Consider the following 25,525-nt stretch of genomic DNA (forward strand, 5'->3'; position numbering starts at 1 on the left):
TGTCAGCTTTTAGAACAGCTATATCCTATCGGTTTGTCCGTTGGCTTCAGGAGAATACTGACGTATTTGCCTTACACCTAGCCCATTTAGGGCTTGTTTGGGCTTGAACAAAGTTCAAGTCCCGCTACTTGAATTTGTACCAAATCTCCGTATTTTTGTTGCAGCCCGCGCAGATTCTCCTCCACCCCCGGACGCGACAGACTATCAAATAGCCGCACTGGTTGACCGGCAGATAGCAGTCGGTGTGCCAGGTTGGTGCCGATAAAGCCAGCACCGCCAGTAATTAGAACCGGGGCATTCGATTTGGGATTTTTTGGGAATGGGTAATGGGTAATGGGTAATGGGTTGGTTTCTTTGCCATGTTCCACGACTAATTCCCGATGACCATCCGCTACATATAGACTCTCGATGTCTTGTACTGCTTCGATTCCACCCGTTGCCCACAGGCGGAATAACAGCTTTGGCGTGCCGTCTGGGCGCTTGAATCCCATGTGATAATGTCGCACGTCCGAGTGCAACCCATCTTGGGTCGGCAAGTCTGGATGCAAATCGTAGGCGGCGTACCAGTACACGCGATCGACTGGCGCTGCGATCGCATTTACAAATGCCCGCAATTGTCCGTGTTCGTCGTGCTTCCAGGTGGAAAAGCCGGTTTCGGTAATCCAAATTTCCGGTTCTAAGCTGTATCGTTCCAGCACTCTTCGCACTTTCGATACTTTCACCGACCATTCCTGCCAATCAAATTCCCAAGTGCCAGGGAAACCGTGAATTCCTACTGCGTCGATGTTGGCTAAAACACCGCGATCGCATAGAATCCCCAGTAAGTTGGGATCGACCGGACTCATCCCCGCCAAAACCGTCTTCTTCCCGCGCTGTTGCGCCCAATAGGCAGCGCCGCCCACCATTTCGCAGAAAATCTTCCATTGGGGATCGAGCCGCCAGTCCCAGTCATTCAAGTTATTTGGCTCGTTCCACAGCTCAACCCACTTGAAATACTTGCCGAAGCGGGTAATCATCTCATCGAGAAAATCGGCGTAATCCTTCGGCGTGCGAGGTGGCGAACAGGTTCTGGGAACGATCCCTAGGGAGGGTGGCAGGTAGTGAAAACAGGGCAAGACGTTGACTTCCTGCGCCAGCCGGGGCAATAGCCAGGTGTACCACTCTTGCCCCGCCGGGGTGTACCAGTCTGCCCAAGAAACCCCAGTCCGCAGTTCTTCCACCCCAATGGTCTTTAGGTCAGTCAGCACCTGCTCGACTCGCTCGGATTCGCCCGGACGGAACCACTCTAGGATGCCAATTGTCGGACTGTTCATACTGTCAGCCCCCGTGCTGCGAGTTCGGCACTGGCTTCTACAACCCGGTCTAATGCCACTTGTACTTCTAGCCATTGGCTTAGCTCAACCAAGCCTTCTCGTAAGCTGACGCGGGGTTGGTAGCCTAAGATTTGACGAGCTTGGGTAATATCGGCGAAGCAATGTCGGACATCGCCGACGCGATATTTGCCAGTAATCAGCGGCTGAATGTGTTCCTTACCTAACACTTGAGCCATGAGTTGGGCGGCTTCGCGGACGGTATACTGGCGATCGCTAGCGATATTAAACACTCCTCTTGCCGCTTGCGGGACTTCCAAAGCCAGTCGGCACGCCTGCACCACATCGTGAATGCTGACAAAATCGCGCTTTTGATACCCGTCTTCAAAAATTAAGGGAGGATTGTTGTTGAGTAACCGGGAGGCAAAAATAGCTAGAACGCCCGTATAAGGGTTGGAAAGGGCTTGCCGCGTCCCATAGGTATTAAAAAACCGCAGTCCTACGGTACTCATGCCGTAAGCTTGCCCAATCATTAAGCACATCCGCTCTTGGTCATACTTAGAAAGGGCATACACGGAGGCGAGTGCTGGTTGTTTTGTCTCCGGCGTCGGTATTGGTGTCAGCACTTCATCCGCAGCATTCCGAACTTCCCAGTCACCCGCTTTCAGTTGCTCTAGCGTCCGTTCCCACCCAGTACTTAGGCTGCCATTGGGTGTCTTGTAGAGTCCTTCGCCGTAAATGCTCATGCTTGACGCAACAATTAATCGCTCGACGGGTCGATCGATCAGCGCTTCCAGCAACACAGCCGTACCGAGATTGTTGGTACTGGTGTATTTTGTGATTTCATACATACTTTGCCCGACACCTACCACAGCGGCAAAATGGTAAACGGCGTCAATTCCTTTCAGGGCGCGTTGCACAACCTCTGGATCTCGGATATCCCCAACGATTAACTCAACTTCAGAATTCAAATAGCTGGGTCTTTTTTTGTCCGCGCCGTGAACTTGAAATGAGAGGCTATCGAGGGCGCGGACACGGTATCCAAGCTTGAGCATTTCGTCTGCTAGGTGCGAACCTATGAATCCTGCTCCACCAGTAATCAGAATATGTTTGCTCAAGCGCGATATCCTGTAGAGACAGAAGCAATTAGCCATTAATAGCCAGCACGACCTAACAGACCATTAGGGTTAAAAATGTTCTATTGGCTACTAATTTTTAATTGTTTCCTGCTGAATATCAGCTATATTCAAGGGTTGGTGGTGGCGATTCATCAGCCGAATGGAATATCTTCTTCTTCTTAACAAAAGGCTGTATACAACCTAACAAGTTGATGAAATTTGAGTTCTGTAAATGAATTCTGCCGTTATCTTAAGTAAGTTTTAATTGAAAGCTTTCAAAGCATTTGAAGGATTTCTTTGGCAGCGCGATCGCAAACTCCCAATTCTCCCATTGAGGAGCGCATTTCTTGATAATCTGCGACAGTTTGCTGGCGGCGTTCGGGATTGAGTAGGAGTTCTAAAGCTTCTTGGACAATGTTTTCTGGCGTCGCTTGCTCTTGCAGCAATTCTGGCACAATCGACCGCATCAGTACCAAGTTGGCTGGCGACATGAAGGGAATCGAGAATTTTAGAAGATTTCGGGCAATCCAATAGGTAAAGCGACTAACGCGGTAGAGAACCACCTGCGGCACCTTTAAAAGGGCAAGTTCCAGATTTACAGTCCCCGACTTGGCGATCGCTAAATCAGCCGCCGCCAGAACTTCCTGACTTTTACCATCAACCAGAGTCGCATTTAAACCATAATGCTCAATCGCCTCTTCAATTTGGAGCCGATAAGCTTCCAGAGACAAAGGAATCCAGAAATGAACTTGAGGCAGTTTGTTTTGGATAACTTTAGCCGCCTCAAACATAACCGGCATGAGATACTTGAGTTCTTGAGGACGGGAGGCAGGGAGAAGCGCGATCGCTATTTGTTCTGGCTCTATCTCCAAGATTCTTCGCGCCTCTTCTCGGCTGGGAGCCTTTTGCATCCGATCCACCAAGGGATGCCCCACCCAGGCAGCCGATGCCCCCCATTTTTGGAAATATTGCGCTTCCTCTGGGAAAATCGCCAACACTAGGTCGCTAATCTCGATGATTCGAGTAGTGTCGCGCTTAAAGGGCGACCAAACCCATACCTGCGGGGTGATGTAATACACTACTGGCACCTGCGGCATCTGTCGCTGGATATAGCTGCCCACGCCAATATTTGGCCCCAAGTAATCAATTAGCACTACCAGATCGGGCGGGTTAGCTCGTAGGTACTGTTTGGCTCGACGCTGGACTTGTAAGGTCGGCAACACATAAGGGAGAGATTCTAAAAGCCCCACCGAACCAATCCCGCTTGTATTGCTCAAGAGAGTAGCACCAGCCGCCGCCATGCGATCGCCCCCCAAGGCAACAATCTCTAATTCCAAGCCAGTTGCCTGTGCTTGTCGATAAAGCGCCTCAATCAGTAGTGCCCCTTGCAGATCCCCTGAAACTTCGCCAGTGCTGATAAATATACGCATTAATTTGAAAATTGGTAATTGGGAGTAATCGGTAATGGAGTAGAGACGCGATTTATCGCGTCTAAGTTTTGAGTGTGGAATTAAAGAAATTTCTTTTAACTCAAAACTCAGACGCGATAAATCGCGTCTCTACAACTTTTTTCCCAATTACTCTTCATCCTTATGGTTCCTTCTTTTCCCTGGAATTGGGCCGCGACGTCCGGGCGTTTGAGAAAGTTGCAGGAACCGGCGCAGGTGCTGCAAGTATTCGTTATCTGGGAGCAGATCCAGTTGTTCTAGAGATTGATTCAGGGGTAATCCAGAACGGTAGAGAATCCGGAAGGCTTTTTTGAGGATTCCCAACTCAGCGGCAGATAAACCAGCGCGTTTGAGTCCCACCAGATTGAGACTGCGTACCCGCGAAGGATTTCCCTCCACCAGCAGATAAGGGGGCACATCGCGGTCAATGCGACTCATTCCGCCCACCATCGCGCCTCGCCCGATGTGGACAAATTGATGAATCCCCAGGACGCCACCAATCACCGCCCGCGAATCAATGTGGACGTGCCCAGCTAGCGCCACCGCATTAGAAATTATCACTTTATCTGCGATCGCGCAATTATGAGCAACGTGGACATAAGCCATCAGCAAGTTGCCATTGCCAATTACCGTAGCTTCATCCTCGCCAGTTGCCCGGTTAATTGTGACATACTCTCGAATTCGGTTGCGATCGCCAATTTTTACCCAGCTTTTAGCCCCGTCATACTTCAGGTCTTGGGGTTCTAAGCCAATTGCTGCCCCCGGAAAAATGTGATTTTGTGCGCCAATCTCCGTTGGTCCTTCGATTACCACATGAGCGCCAATCGTGGTTTCGGGGCCAATTTTTACTTGTTCTCCAATCACCGCATAAGGCCCAACTTGCACGCTGGGGTGTAGTTGAGCGTCAGGGTGAATTATAGCGGTGGGATGGATCATATACAGGACTGTTAGCGCTCTTCGGCGCTTTCTTCGCGGACTGTCAAGCGTTGCACGGACTGAGTAAATAAAAGTGACAAGTCAGAAATCAGAACTGAGGAATGAGGAAAAGTTGTAGAGACGCGATTTATCGCGTCTGATTTATCGCGTCTGATTTATCGCGTCTGATTTATCGCGTCTGATTTATCGCGTCTGAGTTAGGTGTTACGAGTCAGAATTCAACCATCAGCTTCTTCAACTAATGTGCCATCAAAATTCTTTTCTCAAACCTGTTTTTCAGCCTGCGAATAGAGTAGCGCTATTAGCGTTCACTCCTCAGTCCTCATCACTGTTTTAGTCAACGATAGAAAACATCAGTTCGCCTTCTGTAGCCAATTGACCATCGACTTCGGCACGGGCGTGCATCTTTCCAAAACGACGCCGTTTGACACACAGCAGTTCCACGGTCATTACTAGCTGATCCCCCGGTACTACGGGGCGACGGAAGCGGACTTTATCAATGCCAGCAAACATAAATAAGCCGTTCTCAATATCTGGTAGTTGGGTCAATACGATCCCGCCCACTTGAGCCATTGCTTCCACAATTAATACCCCAGGCATAATCGGACGACCGGGGAAATGCCCTTGAAAATGGGGTTCGTTGAAGGTGACATTTTTGATGCCCACAGCCCTTTCTCCGGCCACGTACTCGATTATCCGATCCACCAATGCAAAAGGATACCGATGGGGCAGCAATTTTTGAATGTCTTCGATCGTGAGGATGGTTTTGCCAGGGGACTGGCGGTTTGGATCTGCTATTTCTTCGGCGACATTTTTGGCTTGGGGCGTCGCAGGCGCAGCAGCATCGGGTGTATTGACTTCAATCAGTGTGGACATGGGCTGTATGACAGGGATTAGAGGCTAGGGGCGAGATCAGCGATCGCGCAGCCAATTTACACTTGCTCACTCAGGGCGACTCGCTTTTCTTGGAGTAACTGGTGGGTAAGTTGGATATGCAGGTGATGGCTGGCTTTGTAGGCGAGGATATGAGCTTGCGGGAAATATCCCAGTAAACTTAAATCCCCTACTAAATCTAAAAGTTTATGACGCACTGGCTCATTTGAAAATCTTAAGGGAGGATTAAGCCATCTTTGTGAATCGCAAACGAGGGCGTTGTCTAAACTTCCGCCTTTAATTAAACCTGCGGCTTGTAACTGCTCAATTTGGTGAGCCAGACCAAACGTGCGGGCGGGTGCGATCGCTTCTGCAAAATTTTCTTGCCTCGGCGTCCAGCTGTACCACTGGTTGCCAATCGCTGCTGAGTCGAAGTCGATTCCGTAGGAGAAGCGCAACTCCGGTGCTGGTAGGGCGGCGACAAAGGCATCGCCTTGATAGACCCATACGGGCTTTTCCAGCTTAAAAGTTGAATCGGGAATTAATTCATCGTTACCGACAACGCCTGCGATCGCGATCGCTTCGACCCAAATCAGCGCTGAGCCATCCAGCAGGGGCACTTCCGGACCATCAATCTCAATTCGAGCGTTATCTACACCGCTGCCCGCTAAAGCTGCTAGCAGGTGTTCCACAGTCCGAACCCGCGCCTCTCCACTGACGGCAAGTTCGGTGGAAAGGGTCGTCTGACTGACTGCCTCCACCCGCGCTGGAATCACGGGTGCCCCAGTCAGGTCAACTCTGACAAAGTAACGCCCCTCCCCAGCCGCCGCTGGTAGCACTCGGACATGAGTGGGGACGCCACTATGTAGACCGATGCCAGATTGTTCAAAAGATCCTTTCAGAGTGTGTTGTTTCATAATTAAAAATGTAAAATTAAAAATTAAAAATTGCAGAATTTATCCTAATTTTTAATTTTTAATTTTACATTTTTAATTTTTAGAATCTCTCCCCAATTCCAAAGTGGAGGCGGCTGTCCCCTTCGTTATTAAAACCATAGTCGATGCGAATCGGGCCGAGGGGAGATTGCACCCGGACGCCAAGACCATAACCAAAGCCGCTTCCGGGCTTGCCACGCACCCCAGCCGGATCTCCGGGCACACTGCTGCCAGTACCGAGATCGGTTGCCGCATCGACAAACAAAGCACCGCCCACAATCGAGAAAATCGGGAACCGATACTCTGCTGTCGCTTGGATAAAGCTGCGACCGCTGCCGACATCTCCTTCCTCAAAACCCCGCACCGAGTTACTACCGCCCAGAGAGAAGGCTTCATAGGGAGGTAAATCGCCGACAACGGTTCCGGCTTGAACATTGAAGGCGAGCGCTTGCGGCCCTGAGGAGAAGTTCGTATATTTGACGGGAAGGTAGTAGCTGTAGCTACCGCGCAGACGGTTAAACAGAATCCCTCCCGCTCCTACGGGGATAGACTGTTCAACGCCTAGGCGCAGCAGAGATCCAGAGGTAGGAATCACGGCACTGTTACGGCGATCGCGCACCACCCCAAATTGTACGGTCAACAAGTCGTCTTTCCCTTCTCCACTAAAGCTCAGGTCATTTCCTAGCTCATCCTTCGGGCTAATATCGCCATCGGAATTCCGGATCGAAACCCGTTGATACTGCAAGCCCAGACTGGCTCTCCATTCCGGATCTTCAAAAACATTTTGGGAAAGCGGACGGGTAAAGGTGACGCCACCCCCCAATCGCAGTACGCGGGGTCTGTCTCCATCAGGCAATTCCACCTCTGTGTCACCGCCATCAAAAATCAGCGAAATTGACCGGCGTCTGAACCCATTGACGGTGTAGGAGGTCCGGTAAGGATCGCCAGCAATCCAGGGATCTGTGAAGTTGACATCAAACAGCAGTTCTCGCTGACCGACCTGCAACTCTGCCCCCAGCTTCTGGTTATTGCCCCCCAGATTTTGCTCTTGATAGCTAATGGTGCCGAATAATCCGCTGGCGGAACTAATCCCAGCACCTGCTGCTACTGAGCCGGTGTTCTTCTCAATCACGTCCACGACCACCACCACTTTGCGCGGATCTTGACCCGGCTTGAATGAGAGTCGCACATCTTCAAAGATGCCTAAGCGAAAGACTCGGCGCAGATCCCTTTCCGCTTTCGTCCGGTTAAAGACCTCTCCAGAATTCAGTTCGATTTCTCGCGTGATGATGAAATCGCGGGTGCGACCCCGGATGGCTTGACCCTCATCATTCGTGGCTTCTCCGTCTTTGTTGAGAAAGCGGACTTGGATATCTTCAATCAGCCCTTCTGCTACCTCTAGACGTACCGTGCCATCCTCAGCAATCTGGGGTGCGGCAACCACCTGTGCCAAGTCATAGCCGTTTTGTTTGTACCACTGGTTTAATTTTTTAATGCCTTCTTGCAGCTCGCGGATGTTGAGGGTGCGACCATACTGAGGCGAAAAGGTGTCATCGATTACCTTTTGGGGCAGTGCCCGCTGACCTTGGTCGGCAGGGACGGGGACAACGACCACCTGACGCAAAACCGGGTTAGGCTGTACCACAAAGACGACGCGGACGCCCAGCGGGGTATCCTGTGGCTCTACTCTGGCGTTGCTGAAAAAGCCCGTGGCGTAGATGGCATTCACGTCTTCCTGTAACTGGCTCCGGGTCGCCGTTTGTCCGGGTCGGGTGCGAATTGCCTGGTAAACTTCGTTTTCTAGTTCCCCTTCTACGCCGGTGACGACGACTTCACCAACTAGCACTCGTGCTTCTGGCTGGTCAGCAGGCGCAGGTTGTTCAGTTTCAGGGGGTGTCGCGGGTTGTCCATCTTCAGGGGTTGGCGCAGGTTGTTCGCGTGGCTCCGGCAACTCAAGATTCGGCTGAGAGGGCGTCCCAGGCGTGAGATCGAATTCAATGGTATCCGGCGTCTCTTGTTGCGGTGTTGATTGGGTGCCGGGGGGCGGAACCACTGGCTCTGTTTCCGGAGTGGGAGATGATGGAAATTGGGTCGTGGGGGTTTGGCTGAGTACGGATGAAGAGGATTTTGACCCTACAGGCTCCGTTGTTTCTGGAACCCTCACGGTGTTAACCACCACGTTGTTGGCTGGTGGCGCTTCCTGACGACTGCTACTAGCGTCAGCAACGCGCTCTGGTTTAACTGGGACGGTTGCGGTGGTGGAGCGTGCAACAATCTGAGTGAGTCTGGACGACTGTCTAATCGCCCTTACAGGCGGAGTCGTCTCTGGGGCACTCACAGCATTGACGACTACGTTGTTGGTTGGTTGAGATTCCTGGCGATCGCGTCCTGTGTCAGTCTGAGTATGCTCGATATAATCGCCATTTGTCGTTTGCCCTCTGGCAGGGAATGCTACACAACAGGCAGATGAGGCAGCCAAAATCGTCAATAAAAAGGGAGATAAGCGCATTTTTTTACTCGTTTTCGACACTTCCACACACCTTGAAAATAAAGACAAAAGTAAAAAACCAAAGAAAGAATCTTTTTTGTTTTTACTTTTTACTGGTTACTTGTTCGAGAACTCTTTTTAGAACTTGCTGGTAGGCGTCTTCCACCTGCCCCAAATCCCGACGGAACCGATCTTTATCCAGCACCCGCCGGTCGGGATCGTCTTCAGACTCATCCCAAAGGCGGCAGGTATCGGGGCTGATTTCGTCTCCCAGTCGCATCTTGCCATGCCGGTCAATGCCAAACTCCAACTTGAAATCCACCAGGGTAATCCGGCATTGGTGAAAAAAGTCTCTGAGAATTTCGTTAATCCGCAAGGCGCTACTCTGTAATTGGTCAAGCTGTTCTGGTGTAGCTAATTTCAATAACAAGAGGCGATCGCGTGTTAACAAGGGATCTCCCAGCTCGTCATTTTTAAAATAAAATTCCACCAGCGGATCGGGCAGGACGGTGCCCATCGGCAACCCTGTTTGTTGACACAGACTTCCAGCCGCAATGTTCCTGACTACCACTTCTAATGGCAGAATCTTTAACGCCTGGACGCGCATTTGGTTGGGTGCCGGACAGTCGATTAAGTGGGTCGGGATGCCCGATGCTTCCAAAACCTGGAACAAATAAGCGGCAATGGTGCAGTTAATTTCACCTTTGCCTACAATCTGACCCCGCTTTTTGGCATTAAAGGCGGTGGCGTCGTCTTTGAAATGAGCCAGCAGAATGTCCGGATCGTCGGTGGTATAGAGAATCTTGGCTTTGCCTTCGTAAAGGCTGGTTGATTGGGCGGACATGGAAAGTCGTTGTTTGTATTAATGGATCGTCGGCAGCAGCACAGAAGATTTTAATGCCTTAGGAGTCGAATGGCGTCAACATCTGGGCATCTGGGAGTAACTGGCATAATTTTTAGTTAAGAGATGGTTAAATTTAGATTAATTTGTAATTAAAATGAGCGCAGCCCTTTGTGCAAAGATCACAATAGTAGCTAGTTGCAAGGTCAAGAGTCGAACAAAACACCAGGTAAACCCCGATTCCAACAGCTAGCGACCAGCTTAAAGTTCTACCGACTCCCAGGTGGATCGGGGCAACGGTCGGAATGCCTCCCTGTTTCTCTGGCTAGCTTTTCCAGCTTGGGCAAAAAACAGGGTAAAGATAGGTTCGATTCTCACACCAGCAGGTTGAGTAGTTTATCCCAAGGAGGTAATCTATGGCAGACCGCTCTGATTTTCTTTATCCTCGTAGTCGTTACTACGGTCAAGTCAAGCCAGAAAACCTGGTTTTCAACGCAAATTTGCAGGAATTTGCTCAACGGGTGAATTACATCTGCAACCTGGAAACCGGCGGTAAAATTTCATCCTCCGAAGCCTACGAACAAATTAAGAGTCTCTGGAAGCAGTTGAAAAAAACGAAAAAGCAACTCGCCATCGGCGAGAACCCTTTCCAGAGTGGAGAGGATAACCCGGAAGGGTGAGGTGCAAAAGGGGCAGCTTCTAGAGAATTTGCACCAATTAGCGATTAGCGATTAACCTCATTTGCTGGTCATCGTGTGGACTCCATCCCAAGCATCTGTAGGTGGTTGCTTAAGGTAGTTCTTACAGCGTTCCAGGTGGACTGTAACTGCCTGGTCGGTGGGTCGCAGGCTGTAGGCGTCGTCAAAGTAGGTCATCGCTTTTTGGAAGCTCCTCCCCATGTAGGCTGTACGCCCAAGATGATAGAGATCGAGAAAGTTCTTCGTGGAGTCGTCGAGATGCTGTCGATGGTCGCCGATCAACTCGTAAATACTGACGGCGGAAGTTTTGCCCTTGACGCGGATTTTGTCTAACTCTCGTACAAGGATGCGATCGCGGCACAAATTGTAGGTAAACTCGCTCAAGATAATATCGCAGCCGTACTCCTTAGTGACGCTTTCCAGGCGAGAACTCAAGTTCACCCCATCGCCGATTACCGTGTAGTCCATCCGTTTGTGGGAACCGATGTTGCCGGAGACGACTTCTCCAGAACTCAGTCCAATGCCAATATGAATTTGCGGCTGGTTTTCAAATAAACGGCGACGGTTAAACTCTGCCAACCGGCGGCGCATATCCAACGCCGACTGAACCGCCATCCAAGCATGATTTTCCGCCAAGGGCAGAGGGGCACCAAACACCGCCATCAAGGCATCGCCGATAAATTTATCCAAGGTGCCTTCGTGGTTAAATACTGCTTCTACCATCGTTTCAAAATACTGATTCAGCAGCGAAACCACTTCCGAAGCCCCTAAATTCTCCGTCAGCGTGGTGTAGCCCCGGATGTCGGAAAATAAAATTGTTACATCCTTGCGTTCGCTCATCATCAGCGCCTTATCGCCCAGTGCCATGACTTGCTCTGCCACTCTAGGCGTCATGTAGCGATACAAGGTAGATTTCATCCGTTTTTCGTGGCTGATGTCTTCCAAGACCACCAAGCCGCCCCTGACGCCTCCTTCCGGGTTGGTGAGGGGATTCACGGTGAGATTCATACTCCGTTCAATTTCCTGGACTTGATCGGCACTCAGAACCTCATGACAAGTGTGCGTGCCGACAGCGCCAGGAGTGCATGATTCATTCCAGGGAATGAAGATGTTTGAGTTGATGCGATCGCGTATTGCCAGAATATAGACTCCAGTTGGTTCTCCCTCCGAGTCAGATGTCACATCAGAATTCAGAACTTCTGCTGCCTGCTGACACTTGGCGCATTGTGCCTGCACCGACGATTCCGGCATTGCTCCTACCACTGCTGCTGACGGCTGGTGGCTCTTCTCTACATACAAACCCACTGTCAGGGTTTGCTCCGGCACATATTGCTTGGCACCCGTCTTCAGACTATCCTGGAGGCGAAACTGGAGATGTTCAATGGGCACCACATCCCAGACGAAGCGACCGATCAGTTTCTGCTCCCACAGATGCTTGTTGTTTTTCCCAGCGGTTTCCCGAATCGGGCACCCCAGCAACTCCAGTGCAGCTTCGTTAATCGTGACCACCCGTCCCTGCATATCTGTAGAGATGACTGCATCGGAGAGACTTTGCAGGATATCTTTTTGATACTGCTTTTCCAGCATCACATTCTCGAAGAGTTTGGCATTTTCCAGAGCAATCCCCGCCTGGATATTAAATGCCTGCATAAACTCTTCGTCTGAACTCGTGAAGCTGCCTGGTTGCTTGTTAATTAACTGCGTAACGCCGATTAATTCCATTGATGAATTAAACACCGGCATACACAGAATATTGCGCGTCAAATAACCCGTCCGTTGGTCGGCGCTGGGATCGAAACGCGGATCTTTATAGGCATCCGGGATATTCAGCGGCTGACGAGTGGAGGCAACGTAACCGGCAATTCCTTTGTTGGCAGGAATGCGAATCGGGATGATCTCCGTGCCATCTTTGTTGGCAACTTTTGTCCAGAGTTCTCCCGTTTCTTTGCTCAGCATAAATAGGGTGCTGCGATCCGCCTGCATCAGATCCCGCGCTTGTTCCATCACAAAGCGCAGAGTTGCTTCCAAGTCAAGACTTTGACCGAGATAAGTGGTTGCCCGCAACAGTGCGGCTGCCCCTCGCTGCTTGCGTGCCGCCATATAAAACGACTGGCAGCTTTCTAGGATAATGCCGATGGAGGCGGCAAAGTCGCGGAATCCCTGTTCATCCTCCTCGGTAAACGGCCCATCCCCAGCTTTATTTAATAGCTGAACGACCGCAACAATCTGGTTTTTACTGCTATAAATCGGCATACAAAGCAGACTGTGGGTGCGGTAGCCCGGTCGCTCATCAACTTCCTTGTTAAATAGTGGGTGAGAGTAGGCGTCAGGAATATTCAAAGATTCGCCGGTGCTGGCGACGTGACCGGCAACGCCAATATTAATGGGAATCCGAATTTCTTTGGTGGCTCTCCCAGTGTCGGTATCGGGAATTTTTGACCAAAGTTGATTTTTTTCTTCGTCTACTAAAAAAATAGTGGTGCGGTCTGCTTGCAGAATTTGACCCATTTTTAGGGTAAAGGCGTCCATGACCTGCTCCAGCATGGTTTCCAGAGCTTCGTTGTTGATCATGTCGATCGCCCGCAGAAACTGCTGAAATTCAGCGGTAATAAAGTCGAGTAAGCAGATAAACTCGCCGAATGACAGGTCTTTGACGCGCGAGGTCAGGGCGCTAGTACGATTGAGTTGGGTAAGCTGAGTTAACGTAGCCAGAACGCTGCCGGTATTAGAGAGTGTCATGGGGAGGAGCATTTGCAAGCTGTGGTTTTAGCTATTAGCTGTTAGTAGTAAGCGATTCGCACTTTATATGCATTAAATTTAGTCAAAATATCCGTAAAAGCGTACAATCGCGATTAATTCTGAAAAAAACTAGCCGACAAACGCAAGTTTTCGCATCTGTACGGGGAAAAAGGGTTATTCAAGCTGGGTTTGTTTGGTGTCCACCTACTTAGCTAATTGTTATCGCTTATTTGTAAATTAAGCACCCACTAACCTAATTTAACCTCGGAGACCAGAAATCCTCATCCGTAGTGTTTAGGAATATGTATTAATTAGCGGCGTTTCTGGGGTCAGTTGTCAGTTGTTTTTCTTGACCCCTCTCGTGCTGACCCCTCTCGTGCTGACGATTGACTGTTAATGAATCGCTGATGTGTAGTAATTTTGCAGCTGGCGGGTGGCGGCAGCCCAACCCCAGCGTTCGGCTTCGAGGCGGGCATTTTGCCGCAGGGTTTCCCGTTCTTCTTGATGGGCGAGGAGGCGCTGGGTGGCAGCGATCGCTCCCTCTTCATCTTTTGGGTCAAATAAATAACCGTTGACGCCATCGGTAACAATATCGGGAATCCCTCCGGAACGGGCGGCGACGACTGGACATCCCGCTGCCATCGCCTCCAACAGCACTAATCCCAAAGTTTCGGTGCGCGAGGGAAAAATAAAGGCGTCTGCTGAGGCAAAGGCTGAGGCGAGTTCAACGCCGGTAAGATAGCCGACGAAATTGGTGGGCGTCCCGGCAAAGTATTGTTGCAAGGCTTGTCGATGGGGGCCATCTCCCACTAAGGCGAGACGAGCGTTGGGAATGGCTGCTAGGACGGGCTTAATGCGGTCAATTTCCTTTTCTGCACCTAGACGCCCTACGTAGAGTAATAAGGGGCTTTCAGGGTGTCCTTGGCTGAGATGCGATCGCATTTCTAGGCTTGCCAAGTGGGGTTGAAACAATTCTGTATCCACGCCCCTCTGCCACAAATCCACCCGCTGAATGCCGTGACTTGTAAGTTCCTGCACCATTGCAGTAGAAGTACACAGATTCAGCTGCGCTTGGTTATGGGCTGATTTTAGAAATTCCCACAGCAAACCTTCTAACATTCCCAAGCCGTAGTGCTGGAGATACTGGGGCAAATGGGTATGGTAAGACGCCACTAAGGGAATTTCCATCGCTTTGGCATAATACAGACCCGCCAATCCCAAGATAGCTGGATTGACGACATGAATGATGTCTGGCTGAAACTTTTCCAACTGATGCCCAATGGAGGGGCGTGGTAAGGCAACTTTCAACTCTGGATATAGGGGCAACGGGAAGCCAGAAACTCCGTAGATTCTAGCTTCCTTGTATTCCTTTAACCCACCATCTGGGGAAAAGATTAGCACCTGGTTCCCGCTACGCTGTAAATGTTCGACGGTGTGGCGCAGTCGCGTCACAATTCCGTCAACCTTGGGCAAAAAGGTTTCGGTGAAAAAAGCGATTCGCATAATTCAGTGCTGAGGGATGAGGACTGAGGACTGAGTGAAGATTTAACACAGGACTTACGCAACATCACCACATTTGGGGTCAACCACAGGGGGATTGCCCCTACAAAAGGCTATATGTATAAGCTTTGCGTAAGTCCTGTTAACAGCGATCGCGACTGAGGGCTAAGGACTCAATGAACGGTCAAGATTGAGGAGTTATTAAGGTTTATCTGTCTTTTCAAATGCGACGATTTAACCCAACAACTTGCTTGCCAAAGGTTTATCTGTCTTTTCAAATGCGACGATTTAACCCAACAACTTGCTTGCCAGTTGCCACTCTCTCCTCTATCTCTCTTTTCACTCTCTCCTCAGTCCTCAGTCCTCAGTCCTCATTATTACTGACGGTGCCAGGAAACTTTGGGCATGATGTGATTTTTATCGACGCGGTGCTGGTATTTGATGGCAAAGTTAAGCAGCGAGTCGAGTAAGGCGTCGGAGAGATAATGAGGTTGTAAGCCCAGATCGAGCAAATTGGTGTTTTTAGCGTTGAAGTAGTGTTCTTCCTTCTCGACTCTGGGGTTGTCGAGGTTTTGGATTTCGACATTCAATCCCACAGAATTCCCGGCTTTCTTCACCATTCGGGCTAAGTCCCCGATGCTGAATAGTTCGGTGAACTGGTTAAAGACGCGAAACTCGCCGGGTTGGGCGGGGTTAGCGATCGCTAGTTCCATACATCGCACTGTATCCCGAATATCCAAAAAGCCTCTGGTCTGACCGCCTTTCCCGTACACTGTCAGGGGATGCCCAATTGCCGCTTGGATACAGAAGCGGTTGAGTGCTGTCCCAAAGACTCCATCGTAGTCCAGGCGGTTAATTAACAGTTCATCCATGCCCGTCTCTTCTGTCAAGACGCCGTACACGACACCCTGATTCAAGTCGGTGGCGCGTAGCCCCCAAATCCGGCAAGCAAAGTGGATATTGTGGCTATCATGGACTTTGCTGAGGTGATACATCGATCCGGGCTGCTTCGGATAGGGCAGAGTATCCTTACGCCCGTTATGTTCGATGGTGATGTAGCCTTCTTCAATATCAATGTTGGGCGTCCCGTATTCGCCCATCGTTCCTAATTTGACGAGGTGACAGTCGGGGAAATCTTCCTTAATCGCATACAGCAGATTTAGCGTCCCCACCACGTTGTTCACCTGGGTGATGACAGCGTGTTCTCGGTCAATCATCGAGAAGGGTGCCGAACGCTGTTCGCCAAAGTGGACAATTGTCTCTGGCTCAAACTGGTGCAGCGCCTTGCTTAGGAACTCGTAGTTGGTGATATCCCCAATAAATAGGTCTATGGATTTGCCGGTGAGGTCGCGCCAGCGCTGAAGGCGTTGCTGAATCGGTGCAATGGGGGTTAGGGTATCTGCGCCTAGTTGTAAATCCCAGTGACGCCGCACCAGGCTATCTAGAATGCCGACTTCGTATCCTCGACTGGAAAGATAAAGTGCGGTTGCCCAACCGCAGTAGCCATCACCGCCAATAACCAAGACTTTCATACGGGTTCAATTAATCTTGCTTGCCAACACTCGGTAAATTTACCAGGTAATGGTACCTTCTAGACTATCGAAGTGAATTCCTTTTGAGCGATCGCAGGTACACTCCATCAAGCTTGTAGTCGTTTGATTCTTTCTCGTCTTTCATTCCCGCCTTCGTCATCACTCTTTGGGAGGAAAGCTTTGTTTTCCTGGTGACGGCGACCCAGCAATAAGAGTGAAAGTGTCTCCCAGGCGTCCTGATTGAAGGTTGAAGGTTTCTATCAACCTTCAACCTTCAACCCTTTACACCTTCACTTCATCGGCAAAACTTGCCCAACGGACGAAGTGGAAAGGGCCAGCGACCGATCCCCAAATATGCTCATCGGTTTCGGGGTCGCGTCCCCGATCGAGGCTGATAAACTTGTTTTCGTCTATCTCGAAGGTGCTGTCGAGATAGGTGTTTTGACCTTTGCGAACCACCATACAACCTTTACCGGGTTGGACGGAACCCTTGAAGCTGTGACCTGTCCATTCGACGATCATGTTACAGCCTGGTAATTTTTCCAGTTGGTCTGCTTTGAGGGTTTGCAGGCGATTGAGGTCGCGGGAGGCACCATAAAACTGTTCTTCCTGTTTAACAGTGTAGTTTTCAATTTCGATGCGATCGCCTGAGGTAATTAACTTTAAAACCCGCACCCGGTATGGATCGTTAATCATATAGTCATAGGCTTGTTCCACCAGGAAACTCACGCCAGACAGCAGTTCTAGCGGTAGGGGACGCATAAAGACGCGGATATGGGCAAACAAGGGAGGATTTTCAAACGCTTGTGCCTGGTTGCTGAAATCTGCTGCCATCCAGCGAGCTAAGGTAGCAATATCAGTAGAATGCGTCATTGTTTATTAAAATGCCGTTGTTGAGAAATCATCCCCCTTATTTTAAGATGCGCGATCGCTCCTTCTGAAGTTTAAAACGATGAAGCCACTAGAACGAATGCAGTTGTCCTTGACGGGGCTTTCTGTCGGAGATGCCTTGGGTGACAGGTTTTTTGGGTTGGGAGAAGAACTGAGCGAACGAATACAGCAGCGTCAGGTTCCCCCAAGGTGGCGCTACAGTGACGATACCCTACACAGATACAAAAAAGATTTTCTGGCTCCCCTCTCCGTTCGCGGAGAGGGGCTGGGGGTGAGGTTTTCTTGTGGCATTCAAATAGATTTAAGCTGAAGAAAAAATTCCCTTTTTATCATTTCTTTTGAGGTTCATCTATCTGTGCTGGGCACACTGCTTGATAGAAATCCCCAATGATACTTTCCGATTGAATTTTGACTTCTAGCAGCTTGTCATTTTTACCTACGTTGATATCCCCGACAATTCGACCACTTTGGTCAAACCGAATTGACCGACGCCATCGAAATAAGCCTTTTTTACACTCTATTGCATGATAATTGTCCACCCCAATCGCACCATCTGGTTCGGGAGCTTGAAATAGATTACGTCGCCAAAATTCTACAAGATTTCCCTGACGAACAATCCGCGCATCGTCGATATAGATAGGGGTGTTGTCGAGGGTTTTGCTCACGGGTACCCAAGCTGCGATCGCTCTTGACGTAGCAATCATCGTCATCAAGCCGATCCCGGATACTATAGCTAGACGCAAATGTTGAAAGGTAAGCAACTTAGTCATGGGATTGCCAAGATTATCGAGATTAACTGAAAGGTGAAAAATGTGAGTTTTAAGTGTTTTCAACGCCTACTTTTGAGCCGGAACAATAGAAACTGAGTCGTCTGTTTATCTTGGAAATTATCGTCACTCACTAGAAGTAAACTTTGGCTGCCATCCGGCAAGCGGGGGCCAAAAGTCATGCCTTCCAAATTGCCCAACGGAATGCCTATTTCATCCAAATCCAACAGCAACTTTTTCTTCACTGGCTCAATGCCGGTAAGCTCACCTTTAAGGCTGGTAACACTAGAAATATCCGTTGCCCCGCCCATTGCTGCCTGATAAATCCTCACCCTGTAACCTAACAGACTCAAGGAACGTTCCAAAGTCAGGAAGTGCCCCCCTGCATCCAAAGATAAAAACTCCGGCAAGCCATCTTTGAGCGCCCCACTGGGAGGCGGTTCCATTTGGTATAAATGTTCGGAAATCAGCAGCGGTGGCCCATCGCTGAGCAAATAGTGCAAGATGCGACATTTTGCTCCCTGCTTTGAACTAATTGCTTCGCTATCCTGCATCAATGATGACTCAGTGGCAGTAAATAGACGAAATGGTTCCCCGGTTGCTGGGAGAGTGCCGACGGGATTGAGGGTGAGTGCTTCAAACCCCAAGTTATTCTGGATGCCACGAGTCTGTTTTTTGTTGCTGCTGACATCGGGAAGATAGCGTTCCGGGATGGGTAAGTTCTGCCGCAGGCGTCCAGTTTTTAAGTCAAACTCCCCGATAAAGGGGGGAATGCCATCGCGGGCGACACCTTCGCTAGAGATAAACACCGATTTTTGAGGAGACACGGCAATTCCTTCCGTATCCACCGTACTCTTGGGATAGGTGTTGCCATCTTCCTTGGTTAGAAAGGTAACGTCCTCAACTTCTACTTTCTGGATGCCAATTTTGCCATCGCTGGCGTCATCGATAACCATGTTGAGAGTGTAAAATCGGGCTGGGGCAAACTGACTGCGGTCATCTGAAATTGCGTAGAAACGGTTCTGCTTCCGGTCGTAGGTCAGCCCTGATAAGCCGGAAACAGGTGTATCCTTAAATTTCATCTTGGGCAGCTGGTATTCCCCCAAAAAGTCGAGGGATAGATCCAGAAAAACTCGATCTTGTGTCATTCCTGGCTGGATTCCACAGGAAGTGACAAAAGTCAATAAGGCGATCGCTATCCCCAGCACCCAAGATCGCGGTCTAAATTGCCCACCGTTCACCAGCTTTCTCCTAAACTTCACAACAAGCTCGGAAACTATCGCTTTACTGTAGCAGTCAGTTGGGTGAGAAACGCTACAACTTCTGATATTAACCAGGTCTGCTTGTATAGTTTGTTATTAACAATTTAAACCGCTAAGCCAAAAATATTATGCAGAATTTGCTTGCTCGTCTGTGGTTGCAGCAACGTCGCTCAAGTGCGTTAGGACTGGGAATTGCTGCCGTGTTCCTACTGTGTTGCGGTTCTGTCGGATGGGCAGCAACAGCGGCGGATAATAAACCTAAACCCAACCCCTTAGAGATAACCACGCCCGATCCACTGCTACCGCAGCCGCAGGTGGATCGTCCCCTCAGTCCTCAAGAACTCAGCCAACTAAAGCAGGCTCTGGATGAATTAAATGCCCAGGCAGCTGCTCAGCTTAAAGCAGGTAATGCACCTGCAGCGTTTGAAATTTGGTATCGGGAATTGCGATTGCGGCGAGTGCTAGGGACAGTGGAAGAGGTGGAAGCGCTAGGACGAGTTGGAGCGATCGCTTGGGAAAATAATCAAAAAGTTGATTTGCAAATCATCACCAAGCGTCTGCAAGTAATTCAGGATCGAGCTTTTGGCAGGACACCAGAGCCGAAAGGCAAAACGCCGCGCCAGCAAACAGACCAGAATGGAGGCAAAACAGAAGAAATTGTTTTGTCTTCCCCAGTATCGTCAGTGGACGTAAAGCTATTGCAAGCTTTGGGTCAAGCTTACCAGCAAATACGACTGCCAGTACCCGCGCTGGAGGATTATCAGCTGTTGCTGGCTGATGCACGGCAGCGTCAGGATAAAGCCACAGAAGAGGCAATGCTGAAAATAATTGCCCAATTGCACATGAACTGGTTTGATTATCCCAAGGCAGCGGCAACTTATGAGGAATTGCTGAATTTTGCCACTCAACAGGGCGATACTGTCAACCAAGTGGTTTATCTGCAACAGCTGACTTACATTTACGACAAGGCGAAGCAACCGGAAAATTCTCTAAAAGTCAAGCAACGGCTGGTAGAAAGTTACCTCGCCAACAATGAATTGACTCAGATACCGGCGTTGAAGATAGCGATCGCTACCGATTACGAATCCCTCAAACAACCAGACGAAGCGAGTAAAAATTACCAAGAAGCCTATAATCTAGCCTGGTCTTTACAGCAGTTTGCTTCTGCCAGCGAAGCCTTGAAAAAACTAGGCGATCTCTACCGAACTTATAAACAACCTGAATATGCTTTGCAGGTCTATCAAACCCTCTTGCAGGTAGAACGGCAGTCCTACGATTACTATAACTTGATGAAAACTTACGACCAAATCGGTCAGATTTATCTTGAACGCGGGGACTTAGCGCCAGCAAAAGCAGCGTTTGAACAAGGGTTGGAATTGGCAAGGTCGTTAAAGTATCAGGAAACTTACTTTGCCAATCAGCTAGCACGAGTGACTCAGCAAGGTTCGCAGTAGATATCGGTTCGCAGAAAACTTATCTCTTGTTATCTATAGGACGCAAGTATTTCCCATCCCAAATCTGAAATGGTCTAACTGGGCATTCTGCTCTTACAGGCGCTTGTCCCAGCGAAACAGAAAGCTTTATATTCCTTCAGAGAGAGTTAAAAGACCAGCAAGTTTCCCACCGAAGATTGATTCAGTTTTTTTGGGCAATTGATAATTTTATAAACATAAAGACGGTGCGGTTCTGAGCCAAAATATTAAATATTAGAGCTGCTATCAAATTATCTCCCTTCCTGAGATAGTCTTTGTCCCTTGGTTATAGACTTCTGTGATTTGGTGTTTGCTCTTAGAGCCAAGTAGAAATGCTTGGTTCGTTTTTTTTGAATCACAAAATAGGTGCATCTCACTTTGGGAAAAATGCAAGAACGAGTTTAGTCACGGTTCTATAAATCAAGAAATAAGACGGCGAAGGTAAACTTATTTCGCTAGTCTGGCAAGATTTTCTGGGTGTTTTGGTGGTTTAGGTCGAATGGCACTGAACTTTTGCCAAAATTCCGTAGGCTGGGTTGAGGAACGAAACCCAGCAATCCCTATAGGGCGTTGGGTTGAACGATAGTTAGGACTTACGCAAGAACTCTCTGAAACTCTTATTCCTTCGTGTCCTTTGCGTCCTTCGCGGTTCGTTTTTCCATAACTTGGCGTAAGTCAGTGCGATTCGGTTCACGTTAGTTGTCTTTCCTCAGCTAGACAGCAACTCCACAAGCGTTTTAGCTAGATATTCATACTGCGCCGGAGTGTTGTAAAGTTGAGCTGAAATACGAATCAGCTGTTTGGGAGGTGCAGGCCAATAAATTACTGGCACTTGAATCCCAAAGCGATCGCACAAGGCATCTTGTAGCGGGGGCGTTATTTGCATCTCTGCTCCGCTTTCGGGCATTCCATCTGGCAATGGCACGACTGCCATCGAGCCAATCATCTCATCGGGACACGGTGGCGATACCTGTAGCGTTTCGCAAAGTAGCTGCCGCGCTGTTAATGCCATTGCTCGGTTACGCGCCATCAATTCGCGCCATCCACCTGGTAGCAGCGAACCCAGAAACCGGATGGCTTCTGCGACACACAGATAAGCGCTGGGATCGTCCGTACCCATCCAGTCGAATTCTAGATGAAAGCGCGATCGCTCTTTTCGCGGCGAGTTGGCACCGTGACTAATCGTTAGCGGACGAATTGCCGATTGCTTGTCGCGCCGCACATATAAAAATGCGGCTCCTTTAGGGGAACACAACCACTTATGACAGTTGCCGGTGTAATAAGTCGCTCCGATTTCCCGCAGATTCAGTGCTAGCATCCCCGGCGCATGGGCACCGTCTATCAGGGTATCGACGCCGCGCTCTGCCAGTTGGTGAGCTAGCTGCTGGATGGGAAAAATTAGCCCTGTCTGGCTGGTTACATGATCTAGCAGCGCTAGCTTTGTTCTGGGTGAAACCCTCTCCATCACGGCTTGGATGACTTGTTCTGGCGATGTGATGGGGAAAGGCACTGTCGCCACGACTATCCGCGCCCCAGTCTGACTGGCAATGAAATTGAGTGCATTGCGGCAGGCATTGTATTCCTGATCTGTAGTCAGTAATTCGTCGTTTGGGGAGAAAGAAAGCGAGGAGCTGCTAGGATCGGCTAAGGCAAGCGATCGCAATATCGCATTCACCCCAGTTGTCGCATTCGGGACAAATACCAACTCTGCTGGTGAGGCACCCACGAACTGAGCTAACTCATCGCGTGCGGCATCCAGCAGCGGCTCAAACTCACGCACAAAAAAACGCAAAGGTTCCCTTTCCAGTTGCGCCCGGTAGCGTTGTTGGGCTTCCAGAACCGGCAGCGGACAAGCACCAAACGAACCATGATTCAGGAACGTCACCGCTAGGTCAAGCGACCAAAACTTCTGAAATTCTGAAGGGCGAAGCATGAAGTCTGAAATTTTCTCTTTCATGCTTCATCCTTTGATTAAACTCCCCAGGCAAGATTCGAACTTGCGACCAATCGATTAACAGTCGATCGCTCTACCACTGAGCTACTGAGGATCGTTAACTCAATCTTTTCAACAGTTACTAATATTAGCTAGTGCAAATATAACTTGTCAAGCCCTTTTGCAGTTTTCTGACAATTTTTTGGCTCCGGATCAACTCGCGTCAGCTATTTCTGGTTCAGACGCCACTCAGCGAGACGCTCGCGGGCTTTTGCATCGAGGGAATTGGCTAAAAACCGCCCCGACGAATGTTTTTTGGGTCTGTTTTTGCGTATGACCGCACGAGCGGTTAATTCCACGTCGTAACCTAGCTGTGGCGCTGACATCCATTCTGCGCCGTACCCCACAACTGTTAATTGCTGCGCCCGATCTGATGTAGCGACAATCAAGCGCCGTGCCGATCTGTAGGGATTGTAACGAAAGGAGGCACAGGTTTTTTCGATGTAAGTATCTGCTGTCTGCCCAAAATCCGTGTAATACACTGATAGCTCGTGGGTGATAGCTTCACAATTACTGCGCGTGTCTTGATACTGGGCATCAAATACAACTTGAGTTTCAAAGCCCTTAAAAGCGCTGTAATTGACTAAAGCCTCAATTAATTCGAGACGAGCGGCTTCTAGCCCATTGCGATCGCGGGTTCTTTGCAGGTAAGACCATAGTCCAATGACGTTGTAGCCGTCAACGAGCAAAACAGCCTGCGGGGATGGGCGTTGCATTGTTTTAAGCCAAGATTTTTTAGGTGAAAATAACTATTTCATTATCTTAACAATATAGCAAGTCAGTTCTGTAGTCCTTTTTGCAGAACTACGGCGAATCCTCTTAAAGGAGAGTCTTTGCTTACAAGGGGGAATCCTGAGTTTGCAGGAGGCGTTGTCTTAAGCGTTTTGGCTCTCCTCGATCCACAACGCCGCCCTGCTCCAGTAAGAATGCACCGTCCGCATAATTTAACTCATCTAATCGATGCGTGACCCAAAGGGCAGTCAGACCTCGGCTTTTCACCAAGCTTTGCACTTGCGCGACTAAATCCAACTGAGAATCTGGATCGAGCAGGGCGGTGGGTTCATCTAATAGTAAGACTTCCGAGCGGCGGGCGATCGCACCGGCAATGGCAATTCGCTGTTTCTGACCTCCACTCAGAGCATAGATGGGGCGTCGTTCCAGCGCGAGTAAATTAACCGCCGCCAGTGCCTGCTCTACCCGCCCGCGTATCTCAGCGGGCGAGAGATTTTCCTCTACCAGCCCAAAGGCAACATCGGCACCGACTGTCGGCATCACCAGCTGATGATCGGGATTCTGGAAGACAAAGCCAATCGGGTGTAAAATCTGAATTTCTCCGGCTTGGGGACGCAACAGCCCAGCCAGCAATCTCAACAAAGTTGATTTTCCACTGCCGTTGGTGCCCAAAAGCATCCAGAATTCACCCTTGGGCACCTCCAGAGAACAGGAATCTAAGACTTTCTCTCCTTTAGGCCAGTTGAAGCAAAGGTCTTTGACTTGAATGGCAGGCTTGACCATTTCGACACCAGCAGGAAATGTGTTCATTCAGCGAGGGCGAAGAAACCGGGAGGTCTTCCAGCCGATGCTGTACTGGATTTCTGAGATACTTGAACGGCAACAATCTCGCTACTGAGAATGCCGATTTTTTTCTCTGGCTGGCGATCGCAAGTGAGTTCTAACAGTTGAGCGTTGCTAGAGCGGATTGCACTCAGAATTTCCTGGTAAACGCTTTGGGCATCTTCCTCTGACTTCCGTTGCACCGACAACGACATGGGCGTGTTTTTCAAAATCAGGTCGATTGTAAACATGAGTTAAGCAATTGCAATTAAATATCGGCTCCACATCCCTAGTATCTCAGACGCGAGCCAGTTGCTGCCCGATGGCAGAATTCGTTGAGCAGGGGAGAAAGGAGTTCATCTTCGCGTTTGTAAGCTTCGCCAATCCGGGGTTAGCTAAAGCTGTAAGCGCAGGTACTAACTGGACTGTAGCTAGTCAGACGCAGATGCGATCGCATTTCTCCTCCTACCGTCAAATATTAAAATGAGTTAAACAAATTTACCTAAAACTGTGCAAGTTGGACATAATAAGATTAAACTCAGTAAAGAATCGTAAACTAGGTTGACATCCTAGTTTGTTTTCTGCCTAGCCCATCTGGTTACAGGTGGAGGCAGCAGAAACCTCGATGACTGTACTTATAACTAACCTGTTTGGAGATTTGCTGTCATGACTATCGCAGTCGGACGCGCCCCAAGTTCAAGAGGGTGGTTTGATACCATCGACGACTGGCTCAAGCGCGATCGCTTCGTATTTGTCGGCTGGTCCGGTCTACTGCTATTCCCCTGCGCCTATCTAGCGCTAGGCGGCTGGCTCACCGGCACCACCTTCGTCAGCTCCTGGTACACCCACGGACTCGCATCCTCCTACCTAGAAGGCTGCAACTTCCTCACCGTCGCCGTCTCCACCCCTCCCAACAGCGTCGGACACTCGCTGATGTTCCTCTGGGGACCGGAAGCCCAAGGCGACTTCACCCGCTGGTGCCAACTCGGCGGCTTGTGGACATTCGTCGCCCTACACGGAGCCTTTGCCTTAATCGGCTTTTGCCTCCGGCAGTTGGAAATCGCCCGTCTAGTCGGGATTCGTCCTTACAACGCCCTCGCCTTCACCGGCCCCATCGCCGTCTTCGTCTCGGTCTTCTTAATGTATCCCCTGGGGCAATCCGGCTGGT

Annotated in this window: 21 protein-coding genes, 1 tRNA gene and 1 pseudogene; 4 read left to right on the forward strand and 19 right to left on the reverse strand. The window is 49.7% G+C overall.

Annotated elements, in window-relative coordinates; genetic code table 11:
* Positions 1-86: 86 nt before the first annotated feature.
* The 8 genes from ACFW2W_RS09170 to purC form a co-directional block, all read right to left on the reverse strand.
* Positions 87-1,313 (reverse strand): NAD-dependent epimerase/dehydratase family protein, encoded by a 1,227-nt coding sequence (locus tag ACFW2W_RS09170; RefSeq protein WP_378176389.1) that lies wholly within the window; start codon positions 1,311-1,313, stop codon positions 87-89.
* Positions 1,310-2,428 carry an NAD-dependent epimerase/dehydratase family protein gene (locus ACFW2W_RS09175; RefSeq protein ID WP_378176392.1) on the reverse strand — a complete coding sequence of 373 codons (1,119 nt, stop codon included), beginning with the start codon at positions 2,426-2,428 and terminating at the stop codon, positions 1,310-1,312. The genes ACFW2W_RS09170 and ACFW2W_RS09175 overlap by 4 nt, the downstream gene beginning before the upstream one ends.
* A gap of 275 nt (positions 2,429-2,703) precedes the next feature.
* Complete coding sequence (gene lpxB, locus ACFW2W_RS09180; RefSeq protein ID WP_378176395.1) at positions 2,704-3,858, reverse strand: lipid-A-disaccharide synthase; 1,155 nt, start codon at positions 3,856-3,858, stop codon at positions 2,704-2,706.
* Between the two features lie 147 nt (positions 3,859-4,005).
* A complete protein-coding gene (lpxA, locus tag ACFW2W_RS09185; RefSeq protein ID WP_378176398.1) occupies positions 4,006-4,812 on the reverse strand; it encodes an acyl-ACP--UDP-N-acetylglucosamine O-acyltransferase in 807 nt (268 codons plus the stop codon).
* A gap of 333 nt (positions 4,813-5,145) precedes the next feature.
* Entirely contained in the window at positions 5,146-5,688 is a 543-nt protein-coding gene (gene fabZ / locus ACFW2W_RS09190) for a 3-hydroxyacyl-ACP dehydratase FabZ (RefSeq protein WP_378176401.1), read from the reverse strand.
* A gap of 56 nt (positions 5,689-5,744) precedes the next feature.
* Complete coding sequence (gene lpxC / locus ACFW2W_RS09195; RefSeq protein ID WP_378176404.1) at positions 5,745-6,602, reverse strand: UDP-3-O-acyl-N-acetylglucosamine deacetylase; 858 nt, start codon at positions 6,600-6,602, stop codon at positions 5,745-5,747.
* A gap of 79 nt (positions 6,603-6,681) precedes the next feature.
* A complete protein-coding gene (locus ACFW2W_RS09200) occupies positions 6,682-9,129 on the reverse strand; it encodes a BamA/TamA family outer membrane protein (RefSeq protein ID WP_378176407.1) in 2,448 nt (815 codons plus the stop codon).
* An 82-nt stretch (positions 9,130-9,211) separates the two neighbouring features.
* Positions 9,212-9,952 (reverse strand): phosphoribosylaminoimidazolesuccinocarboxamide synthase, encoded by a 741-nt coding sequence (gene purC, locus ACFW2W_RS09205; protein WP_378176410.1) that lies wholly within the window; start codon positions 9,950-9,952, stop codon positions 9,212-9,214.
* Between the two features lie 413 nt (positions 9,953-10,365).
* Here purC and ACFW2W_RS09210 point away from each other — a divergent pair, with 413 nt between their 5' ends.
* Positions 10,366-10,629: a hypothetical protein gene (locus tag ACFW2W_RS09210; RefSeq protein ID WP_378176413.1), complete on the forward strand. Its 264-nt coding sequence runs from the start codon at positions 10,366-10,368 to the stop codon at positions 10,627-10,629.
* 57 nt (positions 10,630-10,686) lie between these two features.
* Here ACFW2W_RS09210 and ACFW2W_RS09215 read toward each other — a convergent pair whose 3' ends face one another.
* The 4 genes from ACFW2W_RS09215 to ACFW2W_RS09230 all read right to left on the reverse strand — a co-directional run bounded on the left by ACFW2W_RS09215 (position 10,687) and on the right by ACFW2W_RS09230 (position 17,291).
* Entirely contained in the window at positions 10,687-13,386 is a 2,700-nt protein-coding gene (locus tag ACFW2W_RS09215) for a GAF domain-containing protein (RefSeq protein ID WP_378176416.1), read from the reverse strand.
* Positions 13,387-13,779: 393 nt separating this feature from the next.
* Positions 13,780-14,889 carry a glycosyltransferase family 4 protein gene (locus ACFW2W_RS09220; RefSeq protein WP_378176419.1) on the reverse strand — a complete coding sequence of 370 codons (1,110 nt, stop codon included), beginning with the start codon at positions 14,887-14,889 and terminating at the stop codon, positions 13,780-13,782.
* 374 nt (positions 14,890-15,263) lie between these two features.
* Positions 15,264-16,418 carry an NAD-dependent epimerase/dehydratase family protein gene (locus tag ACFW2W_RS09225; protein WP_378176422.1) on the reverse strand — a complete coding sequence of 385 codons (1,155 nt, stop codon included), beginning with the start codon at positions 16,416-16,418 and terminating at the stop codon, positions 15,264-15,266.
* Positions 16,419-16,700: 282 nt separating this feature from the next.
* A complete protein-coding gene (locus tag ACFW2W_RS09230) occupies positions 16,701-17,291 on the reverse strand; it encodes a chromophore lyase CpcT/CpeT (RefSeq protein ID WP_378176425.1) in 591 nt (196 codons plus the stop codon).
* A 79-nt stretch (positions 17,292-17,370) separates the two neighbouring features.
* Between ACFW2W_RS09230 and ACFW2W_RS09235 the strand changes: the two genes are divergently transcribed.
* A complete protein-coding gene (locus tag ACFW2W_RS09235) occupies positions 17,371-17,619 on the forward strand; it encodes a hypothetical protein (protein WP_378176428.1) in 249 nt (82 codons plus the stop codon).
* A gap of 19 nt (positions 17,620-17,638) precedes the next feature.
* Here ACFW2W_RS09235 and ACFW2W_RS09240 read toward each other — a convergent pair whose 3' ends face one another.
* Both ACFW2W_RS09240 and ACFW2W_RS09245 read right to left on the reverse strand, forming a co-directional pair.
* Positions 17,639-18,079 carry a surface-adhesin E family protein gene (locus tag ACFW2W_RS09240; protein ID WP_378176431.1) on the reverse strand — a complete coding sequence of 147 codons (441 nt, stop codon included), beginning with the start codon at positions 18,077-18,079 and terminating at the stop codon, positions 17,639-17,641.
* Between the two features lie 59 nt (positions 18,080-18,138).
* Entirely contained in the window at positions 18,139-19,317 is a 1,179-nt protein-coding gene (locus ACFW2W_RS09245) for an esterase-like activity of phytase family protein (protein WP_378176434.1), read from the reverse strand.
* 149 nt (positions 19,318-19,466) lie between these two features.
* On the opposite strand from ACFW2W_RS09245, the gene ACFW2W_RS09250 reads away from it, so the two are divergent.
* Positions 19,467-20,792 carry a tetratricopeptide repeat protein gene (locus tag ACFW2W_RS09250; RefSeq protein WP_378176437.1) on the forward strand — a complete coding sequence of 442 codons (1,326 nt, stop codon included), beginning with the start codon at positions 19,467-19,469 and terminating at the stop codon, positions 20,790-20,792.
* 727 nt (positions 20,793-21,519) lie between these two features.
* On the opposite strand, the gene ACFW2W_RS09255 is transcribed toward ACFW2W_RS09250, so the two are convergent.
* The 5 genes from ACFW2W_RS09255 to ACFW2W_RS09275 form a co-directional block, all read right to left on the reverse strand.
* Entirely contained in the window at positions 21,520-22,767 is a 1,248-nt protein-coding gene (locus ACFW2W_RS09255) for an aminotransferase class V-fold PLP-dependent enzyme (RefSeq protein ID WP_378176440.1), read from the reverse strand.
* A gap of 19 nt (positions 22,768-22,786) precedes the next feature.
* A tRNA-Asn gene (locus tag ACFW2W_RS09260) sits at positions 22,787-22,858 on the reverse strand.
* A gap of 112 nt (positions 22,859-22,970) precedes the next feature.
* Entirely contained in the window at positions 22,971-23,519 is a 549-nt protein-coding gene (locus tag ACFW2W_RS09265) for an NYN domain-containing protein (protein WP_378176443.1), read from the reverse strand.
* A gap of 121 nt (positions 23,520-23,640) precedes the next feature.
* A complete protein-coding gene (locus ACFW2W_RS09270; protein ID WP_378176449.1) occupies positions 23,641-24,318 on the reverse strand; it encodes an ABC transporter ATP-binding protein in 678 nt (225 codons plus the stop codon).
* A gap of 23 nt (positions 24,319-24,341) precedes the next feature.
* The gene (locus ACFW2W_RS09275) at positions 24,342-24,608 is read right to left on the reverse strand and encodes a hypothetical protein (protein WP_378176446.1); all 267 of its coding nucleotides are present in this window, start codon (positions 24,606-24,608) and stop codon (positions 24,342-24,344) included.
* 415 nt (positions 24,609-25,023) lie between these two features.
* Between ACFW2W_RS09275 and ACFW2W_RS09280 the strand changes: the two are divergent.
* Positions 25,024-25,525: pseudogene (locus tag ACFW2W_RS09280) on the forward strand (photosystem II D2 protein (photosystem q(a) protein)); the annotation flags it as partial.

The sequence above is a fragment of the Coleofasciculus sp. H7-2 genome, assembly GCF_042747725.1.
In the GTDB taxonomy this organism is placed as follows: Bacteria; Cyanobacteriota; Cyanobacteriia; order Cyanobacteriales; family FACHB-T130; genus FACHB-T130.

Coding starts and splice junctions, on each gene's coding strand:
- ACFW2W_RS09265 (WP_378176443.1), bottom strand. CDS start 23,519: ATGCAACGCCCATCCCCGCAGGCTGTTTTGCTCGTTGACGGCTACAAC.
- lpxA (WP_378176398.1), bottom strand. CDS start 4,812: ATGATCCATCCCACCGCTATAATTCACCCTGACGCTCAACTACACCCC.
- ACFW2W_RS09225 (WP_378176422.1), bottom strand. CDS start 16,418: ATGAAAGTCTTGGTTATTGGCGGTGATGGCTACTGCGGTTGGGCAACC.
- ACFW2W_RS09240 (WP_378176431.1), bottom strand. CDS start 18,079: ATGACTAAGTTGCTTACCTTTCAACATTTGCGTCTAGCTATAGTATCC.
- ACFW2W_RS09275 (WP_378176446.1), bottom strand. CDS start 24,608: ATGTTTACAATCGACCTGATTTTGAAAAACACGCCCATGTCGTTGTCG.
- ACFW2W_RS09230 (WP_378176425.1), bottom strand. CDS start 17,291: ATGACGCATTCTACTGATATTGCTACCTTAGCTCGCTGGATGGCAGCA.
- ACFW2W_RS09215 (WP_378176416.1), bottom strand. CDS start 13,386: ATGACACTCTCTAATACCGGCAGCGTTCTGGCTACGTTAACTCAGCTT.
- ACFW2W_RS09210 (WP_378176413.1), top strand. CDS start 10,366: ATGGCAGACCGCTCTGATTTTCTTTATCCTCGTAGTCGTTACTACGGT.
- ACFW2W_RS09220 (WP_378176419.1), bottom strand. CDS start 14,889: ATGCGAATCGCTTTTTTCACCGAAACCTTTTTGCCCAAGGTTGACGGA.
- fabZ (WP_378176401.1), bottom strand. CDS start 5,688: ATGTCCACACTGATTGAAGTCAATACACCCGATGCTGCTGCGCCTGCG.
- ACFW2W_RS09250 (WP_378176437.1), top strand. CDS start 19,467: ATGCAGAATTTGCTTGCTCGTCTGTGGTTGCAGCAACGTCGCTCAAGT.
- ACFW2W_RS09235 (WP_378176428.1), top strand. CDS start 17,371: ATGAAGCCACTAGAACGAATGCAGTTGTCCTTGACGGGGCTTTCTGTC.
- ACFW2W_RS09270 (WP_378176449.1), bottom strand. CDS start 24,318: ATGGTCAAGCCTGCCATTCAAGTCAAAGACCTTTGCTTCAACTGGCCT.
- ACFW2W_RS09200 (WP_378176407.1), bottom strand. CDS start 9,129: ATGCGCTTATCTCCCTTTTTATTGACGATTTTGGCTGCCTCATCTGCC.
- lpxB (WP_378176395.1), bottom strand. CDS start 3,858: ATGCGTATATTTATCAGCACTGGCGAAGTTTCAGGGGATCTGCAAGGG.
- purC (WP_378176410.1), bottom strand. CDS start 9,952: ATGTCCGCCCAATCAACCAGCCTTTACGAAGGCAAAGCCAAGATTCTC.
- ACFW2W_RS09170 (WP_378176389.1), bottom strand. CDS start 1,313: ATGAACAGTCCGACAATTGGCATCCTAGAGTGGTTCCGTCCGGGCGAA.
- lpxC (WP_378176404.1), bottom strand. CDS start 6,602: ATGAAACAACACACTCTGAAAGGATCTTTTGAACAATCTGGCATCGGT.
- ACFW2W_RS09255 (WP_378176440.1), bottom strand. CDS start 22,767: ATGAAAGAGAAAATTTCAGACTTCATGCTTCGCCCTTCAGAATTTCAG.